We start from the raw sequence: 13,428 nt of genomic DNA on the forward strand, positions 1-13,428 counted from the left end.
ACTCGCCGGCGACGCGCAGGGAGGCGAGCCTCCCTCGCCATGCCTATGGCGCCTTGATCGCTGCGACCCCTGCCGGCCGTGGCACTGCCTTCCCGCGCGCCCTCGCCAGCACCCGCGCGGTGCCATGGCGCATGTCGTCCAGGATCGCGTAGATGGTCGGCAGGAACAGCAGGCTGACGATGGTGGAGAACGCCAGCCCGCCGGCGATCGCACGGGCCATCGGGTAGTACGCCGGGCCGTCGCCGCCGATCTGGGTGTTGGTGAGCGAGATCGGCACCATCGCCAGGATGGCCGTGCCCATCGTCATCAGGATCGGCCGCAGCCGCTCGCGGCTGCCTTCGACCAGCGCATCGGTACGCGACATACCGCGTCGTCGCAGGTTGTTGATGTGCTCGACCATCACGATGCCGTTGTTCACCACCACGCCCATCAGCACCAGGATGCCGATGAAGGCCATGATGTTGAACTCGGTGCCGGTGAGCCAGAACAGCCAGAACACGCCGAACACCGAGAACAGCACGCCCGACATGATCGCCGCGGGGAACAGCAGCGATTCGAACACCGCCGCCATCACCACGTAGATCATGATCAGCGCGATCAGCAGGTTGAACATCATCTGCTGCATGGCTTCCTGGTCGTCCTGGAACCCGCTGCCGTCGAAGGTATAGCTGTAGCCGGCGGGCCATGCGATGTTCTTGAGCGTCTCCTCCATCGCCTCGCGCGCTTCCGGCATGGTGGTCTTGTCCGCGAGGTTGGCCTGGATCTTGAGCGTGGTCTGGCGGTTGGCGCGCGAGATCCGCGTGGCAGAGGGCTGCACGGAAACGTCGACCATCGCCAGCAGCGGCACGGTGCGGCCATCGGGCGCCCGCACCATGAACGACGCGATGTCCTCGGTGCCGTAATCCTCGGCCCCCTTGAAGCGCAGCCACACCGGGACCTCGGTGTCGCCTCGCCGGAACTCGCGCAAGGGCGCACCACGCAACGCCAGTCCCACGAAGCCCGCGACTTCCTGCGCGCTGAAGCCGAACGCCGCCGCGCGCTCGCGATCGACGCGGATCGACAGCTCGCTGGTCTGGTCGCCCGCATCCACGCGGACGTCGCGGAGCTCGGGCCGTTTGGAAAGGATCGGAACGACGTCCCTGGCCAGTTCCTCGAGGGTCTGCGTGGAGTCGCCCACGAGCTGGACCTGCACGTTCTGGCCCGGCCCCTGCCCGCCTCCGCCGCCGCCGTCCTGGTTGCCGACGCCGATGTTGGCGAGCGCCGACTTGGGCAAGGCTTCGCGGATCGCCTCGATGAGCGGCTTGGTCTCGCTGATCTTCTGGGTATCGAAGGTCAGCTTGGTCCCGCCCCAGCCCTGCTCGCTGTACCAGGAATAGATCTGGGTGACGTGGAAGCGCTCGCGATTGGCGTCGATGAAGTCCTCGATCCGGCGCACCTCGTCCGACATCTGCTGCTTGGTGTACGCCCCCTTCCACTGGTAATAGATGTCGACTTCACCCCCGCCGTCCCCGCCGAACATGTTCTTCTTCGTCAGGATCATGGGCGCGATGCTGATCGCCACGATCAGGGCGATGCCAAGGACGCTCCACCCGCGGTGCTCCAGCGTCCAGCGCAGCAGGCCCGCGTAGCGACGCTGCATGCGCGGGATCAAGCCATCGTGCCCGGCGACCGCGGGGGGCGTCTTCAGCCTCGCGGAAATCATCGGGATCAGGCTCACCGCCACCAGCCATGACGCCAGCAGGGACACCGAGATGGTGATCGCGATCTGCGCGAGGTAGATGCTTAGGAAGTTGCGCTCGCCGAACAGGTTGGGAAGGAACACGATGCAGTGGCACAACGTTCCGGCGGTCAGCGCGATGGCGACGTGCCGCGTCCCGACGATCGACGCCAGCCGCGGGTCCCCGGGGTTCTTCTCCCTCTCTTGGTAGATGCTTTCGACGACCACGACCGCGTTGTCGACCAGCATGCCCACGGCCAGCAGCAGGCCCATCATCGACAGGATGTTGAGGGTGACGCCCGCGAAGTACATGAAGCCCAGCGTCATCACGAAGCAGATCGGGATGGCCAGCGTCACCATGGAGACCGACGGCCAGTGTCGAAGGAAAAACCACAGCACGATCACCGACAGCATCAGGCCGATGCCGCCGGCCTCGGCGAGTTCGGCCAGCGACGAGGTGACGTTGTCGCCCTGGTTCTCGATGACGATGACCTGCACGTCGCTGAGTTCGGGCTGGGCGCGGATCTTCTCCACCTCTTCCAGCGCCAGCCGGGAGACCTCCACGAGGTTGGCGTTGCGCTCCTTGAAGATGTCCAGCCCCATCGCCGGACGGCCATCGAGCCGCCTGCCGTAGTCCAGGCGCGCCGGCTTCAGGCGCACGTCGGCGATGTCCGACAACCGCAGGCCGTCCTCTCCGATCGGCAGGTCGCGCAGTTGCTGCAGGTCGCTGATCTCGCCCACGGGCTGCACCCGCAACCGCTGCCCGCCGTCCTCGATCTGGCCGGCGGAAATCGAGAAGTTCACCGCCTGCAACCGGGTGTTCAATTCGTTCAGGCCCAGGTCGTGCGCGGTCAGGCGGTCCGGCTCGACCGCGATCTCGACTTCGTTGGGCGCCGCACCCGTGATCTCGACCCTGGCCACGCCGGGCAGTCGCTCGATCCGCCGCTTGAACTCGCGGTCGATCATGTCGTAGGAGCCGGTCAGGTCGCTCTGGCTGGCCAGCCGGACGCGCAACACGGGCTGGTCGGTGGTTGAGAACTTGAAGACGAAGTAGCGCTGCAGGTCGCTGGGCAACTCGTCGCGGATGGCGTCAATGCGCTCCCGGGCCTCCGACGCGGCGATGGCGACATCGCGATCCCAGTCGGAGAACTGGATGAACAGCTGCGCGCCGTCCGCCCGGGCGTTGGCCTCGATGCGCTTGATCCCCGACATGGTCGAGATCGCTTCCTCGACGGGGCGCAGGATCGTCCGCTCGACCTCCTCCGGTGTTGAGCTGGTGTACGGCAGCTGCACGAAGATGAAGGGTGGCGAGACCTCGGGGAACGCCTCCAACGGCAGCCGGATCGCCGCGATCGTGCCGATCACGAACAGCGACACGAAGAGCATGATCGCGCTGACCGGCCGCCTGAGGCTGAGTTCGGCGACGGTCATGCCCGTTCGGTCCCCGGGTCGTAGCTGCCCTTCTCCACGTCGCGGGCCGTCTCGGCGGTTTCCTCCTTACGCTTGCGACGCGCCACGTACCATGCGTCGGCACGGCGATCCAGCAGGTCGTAGACCACCGGGATCACCACCAGCGTCAGCAGGGTCGAGACCAGCAGGCCGCCGATCACCGTGATCGCCATCGGCGAGCGCACCTCGGCGCCTTCACCGAACGCCAGCGCCAGCGGCAGGAAGCCGAACAGCGTGCACATGGTGGTCATGATGATCGGCCGCAGGCGGGACCGCGCGCCCTCCACCAGCGCCTCGCGCTTGGCGACGCCGGCCTCGCGCAACTGGTTCACCTTGTCGATCAGGATGATCGCGTTCTTGGTCACCAGGCCCACCAGCAGGATCAGTCCGATGAACACCACCACCGAAACCGGCGAGAAGGTCAGCAGGAGCGCGAGTACCGCGCCGACCAGCGCCAGGGGGATGGTGAACAGGATGACGAAGGGATGCAGGAGCGACTCGAACTGCGAGGCCATCACCAGGTACACGAGGAAGATCGCCAGCCCGAATGCGAACAGCAGCGACTTGACCGATTGGGAAAGCTCCTCGCCCTGGCCGCCGATGTGCATCCCGACGCCGGCGCCCAGCGGGTTCTCCGCGACCATCTGCCGCACTTCCTCCACCGCGCTGCCAAGGTCGATGTCGCGCAGGTTGGCCGAGACGACGGCGACCCGCACCTGGTCGGAGCGGTGGATTTCGCTCGGGCCGGTGGTCGACACCACGTCCGCGACAGACTCCAGTCGCACCGCGCGCGCGCTTCCGGGGTTGACGATCAGCTGGCGGATGCCTTCGACCGAGTCGCGGTCGCTTTCGCGCGCACGGACCAGCACGTCGATCTTGCGGTCACGGAAGCTGTAGCGCGTGGCGACGTCGCCGCGGACCTTCTTCACGACCGCGTCGGCGATCTGCCGCGTGGTCAGGCCTAGCGCGGCGGCCCGGTCCTGGTCGAAGCGGATCTGGATCTCCGGGAACCCTTCCTCCACCGTCGACTTGACGTCGGCGTAATTCGGATTGGCGCGCAAGAGTGCCGCCATGCGCTGCCCGGCCTGCTCGATGCTCTCCATGTCCTGGCCGCGCAGTTCGATTTCCAGCGGAGTGGAAAAGCTGAAGAGCTCTGGGCGGCTGAAGTCCACCTGCGCCCGCGGGTGGTCCGTCATCGTGGCGCGGAGCCGTTCCGTCTGCTCGGCCTCGAACCGTTTGCTGCCCCCGTCCGCCATGACGATCGACAGCTTGCCGATGTTCTCGCCGCTCTCGGTCGGGTTCGCGTCCAGGCGCGTGCCGCTGCCGCTGACGCCGTACATCGCCTCGACGCCCTCGTCGTCCGCGTGCTCGCGCTGCAGCTCGCGCACCAGGCTGTCGGTCTCGGCCAGCGGCGTGCCGGGCGGCAGCTTGACCGTCATTTCGAAACGGTCCTGGGCCAATTGCGGGATCAGGTCGGTTCCCAGGAGCGGGATCGCGGCCAGGGTCGCCGCGAAAGCGGCGGCGGCGAGCCCGACGACCAGGCCCGGCCTGCGCAATGCGTTGGGCAGCAACCGCAGATAGCCGCGTTCGGCCCTGGAATATGGCGCCATGGCGAGGTCGCTGGCCTTGCGCATCACCGGACCGATGAGGGCGGACAACCCCCGCCACAGCCGCACGATCGCCCATGCGATACCGAAGAACAGCCCCCGGAGCACCGCGCCGAACCCGCGACCGGTCGCCGCGACGGGCTTCTGCCAACGCCGCTCCGGCTGCCAGCGCGGATGCGCGGGCTCTTCCGGGAACGCCATCGGCGGCCGCCCCTTGAGCGCACTGAGCATGGGGATGAGCGTCATCGAGACCGCCAGCGAGATCGCGATCGCAAGCGCCACGGTCAGGGCCTGGTCGCGGAACAGCTGCCCGGCGATGCCCTCGACGAACACCAGCGGCAGGAACACCGCGATGGTGGTCAAGGTCGAAGCGACGACCGCCATGCTGACTTCGCGCGTGCCGACGATGGCGGCCTGCAGGATCCCGAGGCCTCGCTCGCGCGCCTTGGCGATGCTCTCCAGCACGACGATCGAATCGTCCACCACCAGACCGGTCGCCAATGCCAGGCCGCCGAGCGACATCACGTTCAGGCTCAGGCCCATCTGGCCCATGAAGAAGAACGTGGTGATGATCGACACCGGCAGCGACAGGCTGATGACGAAGGTGCTCCAGCCATCGCGCAGGAACAGGAAGATCACCAGGATCGCCAGCATTCCGCCGATCACGGCATCGAATTTCACGTCGTTGATCGCCGCACGGATGAACTTCGACTGGTCGTCGATCACCGTGAGGGTGAAGTCGGGGGGCACCTGCGATTCGAGTTCCTTCAGCCGTGCGGCCACCGCATCTGCAGTCGACACGGTGTTCGCATCGCCTTCCTTGTAGATCGCGAGCTCGACGGCCTCCTGTCCGGCCAGGCGGATGATCGCCTCGCGCTCCTTGTATCCCTGGCGCACGTCGGCGATGTCGCGCAGGCGCACCGGCATGCCGCCGGCCACCTGGCTGCCACCCCCGGAGTTGCTTTGCACCGACGCCGCCGCGGCCATCGTGCTGGCGTCGCCGCTGGCGGCGGCGACGCGCGCCATCTGCTCGGCCGCGCTCTCCGCCGCGCCGCCGCCACCACTCTGGATGGTCACCAGCATGTCGCGCATCTCCTCGATGCTGGCGAACTGGTTGACCGTGCGCACCAGGTAGCGCTGGGATCCTTCCTCCAGCCGGCCACCGGAGACATTCACGTTCTCCTGCTGCAGGCGCTGGATCACGGTATCGATCGGCAGGTTGAGCTGGGCCAGCTTCTGCTGGTCGATCTCGACCTGCACCTCGTCTTCCAGGCCGCCGCCGACCTTGACCGCGGCCACGCCACCCACCGGTTCGAGCTTCTTCTTCAGGTCGTCGTCCGCGTAGCGGCGCAACGCGGTGAGCTGGCGCACGTCGGTCTCGCCATCGGCCGTGCCCTTCGCGGCCAGCGCGAGGCGCATGATCGGCTCGGTCGACGGATTGAAGCGCAGGATCACCGGCGCTTCCGCTTCGAGCGGCAGTTGCAGCACTTCCAGCTTGTCGCGGACCTCCAGGCTGGCCTGGTCCATGTCCGCGCCCCAGGCGAACTCGAGCACCACGTCGCTCTGCCCGGTACGCGAGACCGACTTGAGCTTGCGCAGGTTCTTCACCACGCCGACGGCTTCCTCCACCGGCTCGGAGATGAGGGTTTCGATTTCCGCCGGTGCGGCACCGGTGTATTCGGTCCGCACGGTCAGCGTCGGATAGCTCAGGTCGGGGAGCAGGTTGACCTTGAGGTCGCCCAGCGCGATGAACCCGAACAGCAGGAAGCTGATCGTGATCATGGCGATGGTCACGCGGCGGCGGGTCGAGAACTCCACCAGGTTGAACCCTCCCCCGGGCGACTGGTGCGGGTCGTGCCCGGAGGGTGGCGCGCCTTCTCCCGCGCTCTCGTGGCGCGAGGTGCTCACTGCTTGCCGGCCTTGTTATCGGCACGCGCGGTCTGGGTGGGCGCCTTGGCCTCGGGCTCGCCGAGCACCTGCACGGCACTGCCCTCCCGCAGCGCCACCTTGCCGGCGGTGACCACGGGTTCGCCGGGCTTGAGTCCCCGCACGACCTCGGCGTAGCCGCCATCGATGTAGCCCAGCGTGACGGGAACCCGTACCGCCTTGCCGTCCCGGACCGTGAATACCGCACTGTCCGTCTCGCCCTCCAGCAAGGCCGAGCGTGGAATGACCAAGGCGTTCGCGCGCTGGTCGTAATCGATGCGGATCCGCCCGAACATGCCCGGCTGCAGCTCACCGGCGCCTACGAACGCGGTGATGACGCGGAACGTGCCGCTCGCCGAATCGACCACCGGCGCGATCCGGTCGACACTTCCGGTGAACGTCTTGCCCGGCAACGCATCCACCTGCAATTTCACCGGCTGGCCGGCACGCAGCGTGGCCAGTTCCCGCTCGGGCACGTTGAGGGTGGCTTCCAGCCGCGAGTTGTCGACGATCCGGAAGATCGGCGTGTTGATTTGGACGAAGTTGCCCGGCTTGATCGAGCGCTGGGCGATGACGCCGGAGATCGGCGCCTTGACGCTGGCATAGGACAGTTCGAGGTTGGCAAGCCGGTTGGCGGCGCGGGCGTTCTCGAGGTCGTATCGCAGCTGGTCGTGGTCCGCAGCGCTGACGAGCTGTTGTTCCGCCAGTTGCTGCGACCGGCGGAAGTTCGCCTCGAGCTTGCGCAGCTGCGCGCTGCTTTGCGCCGCCTGCAGCGCCGCGCGGTCGGGATCCAGCCGTGCCAGCACCTGACCGGCCCGGACCTCCTGACCTTCCTCCACCAGCACGCTCAGGGCGACGCCCGAGGTCTTCGCCACGACCTGCGACTCCGCCCTGGGCTCCAGTGGCGCCGTCCCGGTATAGCTCGCGGCGATGGCGCGACGCGAGGCTTTCTCGACCTCCACCGGCACCGCTTCGGGCCCCTTGTCCTCGCCATCCGGCCCCTTGGCCTCCGCGTCGCCGTTGCCGCCCTTGCAAGCGGTGATCAAGATGGCCGAAGCCAGCAACAGGGCCGCGACGCGGGTGCCCCGGGGAAGTCGACGAACTCGGAAGAAGGACATGGTCGGGGCTAGCCAGAATGGTGTGGTAGCAAGGTATATCACCTGCCCCCGCCCAGCATGCCCCAGAGGTCATGGTGACTGCCGGCAACGGGCGGGCGGGTGCGGTTGGCGAGGAGTGACCCACCACTTCGCCACTTTCCAAAGAACCGACGAAAAGAATGCCGGTGGCTGGGCCGGGACGCGCGACACAGGCGTCGCCGATTCGGCCGTCGATTCGATCGGTTTCGTCCCGCGTTGGCGGCGGCAGTGCCGGACGGGATCGGCCCGCGCACCCCGACGTTAACAGGTCGCAAGACGCGGGCTATACTGTCCCGATTGCGCCCGGGCATTGCTGCGGGGCGCGTTCGATACTCTTCCAGCCCTCCAGGATTGCGGACCTTTCCATGACGCGACCGTTGCCGATCGCCGCCTGCCTGCTGACCCTCGCCTTGCTGCCCCTGGCGACCGACGCGCAACAGGCACCCAGCCCAGCAAGCGCCACGCAAGGCATGCAGCCTGCCGCCGGCAACGCCGATAACGGCCACATGCTGACGTACACCTGCCAGGGATGCCACGGCATCGCCGGGTACAAGAACGCCTACCCGAATTACCACGTGCCCAAGATCGGCGGCCAATCCACCGCCTACCTGGTCAACGCCCTGACCGAATATCGCGATGGCAACCGCAAGCATCCCACCATGCAGGCCCAGGCGCAGAGCTTTTCCGACCAGGACATCGCCGATATCGCCACCTTCCTCTCGGGGTTGAGTCAATGAGCCGGGCCATCCGCAGCAAGTCGACCGTGACGATCGTTTTTTCACTTGCCCTGGCATTGGCCGCGTGCGGCGCGGAGGACGCGGCACCGGACGCACATTCCGGCGCCGAGGGCGGCGCAGCCCGGGTTTCGTCGTCCGCCGGCTTGCCGGCGGGACGCATCACCGCCGGGGAGGAACTGGCAGCGTCCAAGGGCAAGGCGACCGGGCAGTCCTGCATCGATTGCCACGGAGCCGACGGCAATACCCCGCTGGATCCAACCTATCCAAAGCTGGGCGGCCAGTACGCCGACTACCTGGAGCACGCCTTGCAGGGCTATCGCGATGGCAAGCGCTCGCACGCCTTGATGTCCCAGCAGGCCAAGGACCTCGACGACCAGCAGATCGCCGACCTTGCGGCGTATTTCGCGTCACGGCCCAGCCAGCTGCGGGACCTAGAAGGGGTTCATTGAACCCTGGATGAGAAGGGTCTCCGGCCATCGGCGACCTTTCCCCGCCATGCCTGGTCCGGCGCGACTCTTGAAGGAGTCGCGCCCATGAATGGCGAGGCCATGTCCCCGTCACCTGCTCGACATGCGTGGATGCCCCCGGCCGGTTCGGCCGCTGGTCGAACTACGTGACCCGTCGAAACGGGTAGAGCCAGTTCGTAAGGAACCTGGCTCATCGGCCAGTCACCTCGTCGCGCGTTCCGATGCACCAGGACAGCACCGGGCTGGATGGGGTCCCGCTCAGGGTTGCGAACGCGGTTTTTCCAGGCTCTCCTGGTCTTCCTGCAACTCGGGCTTGAACGGGACATCCGGCGCCTTGCGCGCGGTTGCCTCGATATCCTTCATGTTGGGATCGCTGATCGCACAGGCACCGCCCAGCGCCAGCAAGGCCACCGCACACTTGATCGTCTTGCTGGTGCCGGGGATCGGGATGAGCACCTCCTTGATGCTCTGCCGCACCCACTTCTCGAGCAGGGTTTCGTGGGGCACCCAGAACCGGTCGAACGCGGTCGGCTCGAAGCCGATCGGCGGGCGCTTGAGCCACGTGCCCATGCGATCGATCTTCTCGTAGTCCTCCGTGATCGTGCCCGGCGGCAGGCCGCCGCCCACCTTGTTGTCGCGACCCGCGAGCCTCGGGCTACCGTCCGGATTGAAAAGGCCCGGCGTGTTGCTTCCGGCCGGCCCGCCGGGACGGTTCCGGGTCGAGTCGCCCCAATCGTCGGATCGGCGCGCCCCGGGCGGGGCCCCGGGATTCGGCGTCGACGCCAGCCCGGAACCTGCCGACGGGCCGTCCCGCCGGGTGCCCGTCGTCCCTTCCGGTTGCCCGCCCCCCCTCGAACCGGTTGACGCTTCGGCGTTGCCCGCCGTGCGGCTGGCCGCAGACCGGGGCGCGCCCTCGCTGCTCGCGGGCGACGGGATTTCCCGCAGGTTCGCTCGCGGCGCCTCTGCGGAAAGTTCGGGCGCCGCTAGACGGGGCTGGGGCCGGGGCTGGGTGGGGACCTGCGGCAAGGGTGCTGGGATCTCGCGTGCCACGACCTCGGTGGGTTGCTGCTGCAGGTCCGGAACAGCGATTTCCCGTTCTGGCAAGGGCCGTAGCCGCGGTGCCGCCGGCGCCTCGACGACCTGGATCTCGCGCCGGCGCGCGGTCAGTTCCGGGACTTCCACGGCCGGGGTCGCCACGTCGACCGGACGGGGCGGTGGCAGCACGAAACGGGTGTCGGGCGTGGGGGTTTCGGTGACCTGCAAGGGTTGCGCGGCGGGCGGCGCCGGCGGTTCCGGTTCCGGCTGCTCCTGCGCAGCCATCGCGGGCGGCGGCACTTCGGAGAGGGGCGGCATCGTCTCTGCGGCGGGACGTGGCGGGATGGGCTTGGCGCTGGCGGCCTCACGCGGTTCCTCCCCTTGCTGCACCCCGCCGCCTTCGTCCTCTGGCGCGCCCTCGCCGATGAACTCGACTTGCACGATGTCCTCGCCGACCGGCGCCTCCTCCCCCATGACAGACAGGAAGCGCATGTACATCAGCCAGGCGAGGATGGCCGTGAACAGGATGTGCAATAGCACGCTGGCGGACATCGCGAAGATCCGCAGGCCGCGCTGGTCCGGCGTCGCGGGTTGCCATTCCTGCCGCCAAAGGCTGGCGAACGCACGCCAACGCCCGAGTTCAGCCAGCGCCGCCGGCGGCAGCCTGGGTTCTCGCGCCAGGAAGATCGCGATGATGCTGGCGGCCGTCGCGCCCACGACGCGCCCCGGGCGCGCCCGCAGCGTCTCGAACCAGGCGCTCCAGCCCTCCGGAAACTCGCCAGCGGGCCGTTCCGGCCTCAGCGACCGCCGTCGCCGGCGTCGCAGCGCCTCGATCAGTTCCGACGAAGAGTACATGCGTGCCGGCAATTCCGTGCGACGGTGAACACGCTCGCGGGCTCAGGCGCCGCTCACGCCGCGTCGCGAGGCATGTAGGGCGCCTCGCCACTGTCGTGGTCGGTGGCATCGCGCACCGCAGTCACCCCCGGGACCTTCTCCAGCAGGGTCTTCTCGATGCCCTGCTTGAGGGTGACGTCCGCCATGCCGCACCCATGGCAGCCGCCCCCGAAGCGCAGGACCACGATCCCGTCCGAGGTCACCTCCTGCACGGAGACATGGCCGCGATGTTCGGCCAGCTGTGGATTGATCTCCTGGTCGACGACCCAGCGCACGCGTTCCACCAGGGAGGCGGACTCGGCCGGAGCCTCGCCCTTGATCTTCGGCGCACGGATCTGCAGCTGGCCGCCGGTGGAACGGGCGGCGTAATCGATCTCGGCCCCGTCCAGGAATGGCGCGCTGTCGGCATCGAGCCACAAGGTGAAACCTTCGCAATCGATCGCCCACTCGTCACCTTGCAGGTCCCGTGGCTCGGCGAACTCCAGGCGCACGTCGGCTTGCGGCGTGCCAGGCTTGGTCGCGGCCAGGCGCACGCCCATGCCAGGCAGGTCTTCGCGCTCGATCAGCTTCCGGAAGTGGGTCTGCGCGGATTCGGAGATCTGGATCATGGGCGTATTCTAGCGGTCCAGGCCGCGAAACCCCCTTCCGGAGCCGACTTTCGGCGGACACTGCCGTTTTCCCGATGGTTCGTGTTCATCCTGCGTCCCGCCCGCACCCACAGGAGTCCCCATGACCGACCTCACCCCGCTAGCCGAGGCGCATTGCATCCCGAGAAAGGGCGTCGACCACAAGCTCTCCGAGGCACGCATCCGCGAGCTACTGCCGCAAGTGCCGGCCTGGGAACTCGCCGAAGACGGCGAAGCCCTCTGTCGCACCTTCCGGTTCGACGACTATTACCGGACCATTTCCTTCGTCAACGCGCTGGCGCATGTCGCCAATCGCGAGGACCACCATCCCGACCTGGCCGTGCATTACGACCGGTGCGTCGTGACCTTCTCGACGCATGACGTCGGGGGACTCAGCGAGAACGACTTCATCTGTGCGGCGAAGGCCGACGCGCTGGCCGCTTGAGCGCGCAAGGCCGGCGCTTCAACCCAGGCGGTCAAGCACGGCGACCAGGTCCTGGTCCAGTGGCGCGTTGAGCACGTACGGCGAGCACCCTGCATCGAGCGCGAATTCAAGCGATGCCGCATGCAGGAACAGCCGCCGCAACCCGACCTGTTCACGCAATCGCCTGTTGGCTTCGGGGTCGCCGTACTTGTCGTCGCCTGCCACGGGATGGCCGATGTGGCGGGCATGGACGCGGATCTGGTGGGTCCGGCCGGTTTCGATCCGGACCTCGCAGTAGGACTGCCCGCCGCGACGTTCGAGCATCTTGAAGTGGCTCAGCGACGGCTTGCCAGAGGCTGCGTTGCCGCCGGTCATCGCCTGCACATGGCGCTCCCCGCCCTGGCGCAGCCCCACATGCAACGGCACGTCCACGCTCATCACCCCATCGGGCATGCGTCCGGCCAGCAGGGCCAGGTAACGCTTGCGCAGTCCGCCGCCACCGGGGCCGGCGCTGTCCTCGCGCATCAATGCCTGCAGCTCCACGAGGGCCGCCCGCTTCTTGGCGATGACCATCAACCCCGACGTGTCCCGGTCCAGCCGGTGCACCAGCTCCAGCGACTGTTGCGGGCGCAGGGCGCGCAAGGTTTCGATCACCCCGAACCCGATGCCGCTGCCGCCGTGGCTGGCGATGCCCGACGGCTTGCTGATTGCCAGCAGGCGGGCATCCTCGAACACGATGCTCGCCTCCAGTGCGTCCAGCAGGCCCCTGGCGGGAACGCCCTTGTCGCTGGAAGCAGTGAGACGGACCGGTGGGACGCGCACTTCGTCGTCCGCCTGCAAGCGGGTATCCGGCTTCGCGCGGCCGCCGTTGATCCGGACCTGCCCGCTACGGATGATCTTGTAGATCAATGACTTGGGCGCGCCCTTCAGCTGACCGAGCAGGAAATTGTCCAGGCGCTGCCCCGCCCTGTCGCCGGCGACGCGCACCATCCGGACACCGGGAGATGGGCTCGAAGGGGTTGTCTGGTCCGTCATGCCGGCCTTTTCTGTTACACTCGCTGCGCGAGATAAGGTGCTGATTTTGCAGGGAGTTCACCGGCCGAGAACCGGCCTTCCGCAAGGTCCGGCCAGAGCGCGACCACTGCCCGCGGGGCAGTTCAATGTTAGCGGCTGGACGGCAGCTCCGGGGATCGCCCTGCACTTCGGTGTCGGTGTATGAACATGTCCCGCGCGATGCAAGCGCCCTTGCCGGATGGTCTGCCTGAACAGCACGCCCCGGCAGCGGCCCGAAGCGGTCGCCGGCCCGCAACAAACACAATGCACAAGCGCTCCCGCGGACCGCCGTGGTGTCGTAGCGCTGGAAGAAACCACAGTCGCCGCTGCGCTTGCGCGGCAGGCGGCCGGCAACAT

9 protein-coding genes are annotated in these 13,428 nt (G+C 67.7%); 3 read left to right on the forward strand and 6 right to left on the reverse strand.

What is annotated here, in order from left to right:
- Nucleotides 1–43: 43 nt before the first annotated feature.
- From ABD970_RS09055 to ABD970_RS09065, 3 genes are read right to left on the reverse strand one after another with little or no spacing between them, the layout of a single operon-like run.
- On the reverse strand, nt 44–3,148 hold the full coding sequence (locus tag ABD970_RS09055; RefSeq protein WP_345295157.1) for an efflux RND transporter permease subunit: 3,105 nt from the start codon (nt 3,146–3,148) through the stop codon (nt 44–46).
- Nucleotides 3,145–6,681 (reverse strand): efflux RND transporter permease subunit, encoded by a 3,537-nt coding sequence (locus ABD970_RS09060; protein WP_425563072.1) that lies wholly within the window; start codon nt 6,679–6,681, stop codon nt 3,145–3,147. The genes ABD970_RS09055 and ABD970_RS09060 overlap by 4 nt, the downstream gene beginning before the upstream one ends.
- Nucleotides 6,678–7,817 carry an efflux RND transporter periplasmic adaptor subunit gene (locus ABD970_RS09065; protein WP_345295158.1) on the reverse strand — a complete coding sequence of 380 codons (1,140 nt, stop codon included), beginning with the start codon at nt 7,815–7,817 and terminating at the stop codon, nt 6,678–6,680. The genes ABD970_RS09060 and ABD970_RS09065 overlap by 4 nt, the downstream gene beginning before the upstream one ends.
- Before the next feature lie 383 nt (nt 7,818–8,200).
- Between ABD970_RS09065 and ABD970_RS09070 the strand changes: the two genes are divergently transcribed.
- On the forward strand, nt 8,201–8,572 hold the full coding sequence (locus ABD970_RS09070; protein WP_345295159.1) for a c-type cytochrome: 372 nt from the start codon (nt 8,201–8,203) through the stop codon (nt 8,570–8,572).
- Nucleotides 8,569–9,021 carry a c-type cytochrome gene (locus tag ABD970_RS09075; protein WP_345295160.1) on the forward strand — a complete coding sequence of 151 codons (453 nt, stop codon included), beginning with the start codon at nt 8,569–8,571 and terminating at the stop codon, nt 9,019–9,021. The genes ABD970_RS09070 and ABD970_RS09075 overlap by 4 nt, the downstream gene beginning before the upstream one ends.
- Before the next feature lie 276 nt (nt 9,022–9,297).
- Here the strand turns inward: ABD970_RS09075 and ABD970_RS09080 are convergent, their stop codons facing one another.
- Nucleotides 9,298–10,929: a hypothetical protein gene (locus ABD970_RS09080; RefSeq protein WP_345295161.1), complete on the reverse strand. Its 1,632-nt coding sequence runs from the start codon at nt 10,927–10,929 to the stop codon at nt 9,298–9,300.
- A gap of 53 nt (nt 10,930–10,982) precedes the next feature.
- Nucleotides 10,983–11,576: an NfuA family Fe-S biogenesis protein gene (locus ABD970_RS09085; RefSeq protein WP_345295162.1), complete on the reverse strand. Its 594-nt coding sequence runs from the start codon at nt 11,574–11,576 to the stop codon at nt 10,983–10,985.
- A 121-nt stretch (nt 11,577–11,697) separates the two neighbouring features.
- Here ABD970_RS09085 and ABD970_RS09090 point away from each other — a divergent pair, with 121 nt between their 5' ends.
- Nucleotides 11,698–12,039: a 4a-hydroxytetrahydrobiopterin dehydratase gene (locus tag ABD970_RS09090; RefSeq protein WP_345295163.1), complete on the forward strand. Its 342-nt coding sequence runs from the start codon at nt 11,698–11,700 to the stop codon at nt 12,037–12,039.
- Nucleotides 12,040–12,057: 18 nt separating this feature from the next.
- On the opposite strand, the gene ABD970_RS09095 is transcribed toward ABD970_RS09090, so the two are convergent.
- Nucleotides 12,058–13,053 carry an RluA family pseudouridine synthase gene (locus ABD970_RS09095; protein ID WP_345295164.1) on the reverse strand — a complete coding sequence of 332 codons (996 nt, stop codon included), beginning with the start codon at nt 13,051–13,053 and terminating at the stop codon, nt 12,058–12,060.
- Nucleotides 13,054–13,428: the final 375 nt, after the last annotated feature.

It is taken from the genome of Luteimonas vadosa (assembly GCF_039543545.1).
Classification (GTDB): domain Bacteria; phylum Pseudomonadota; class Gammaproteobacteria; order Xanthomonadales; family Xanthomonadaceae; genus Luteimonas; species Luteimonas vadosa.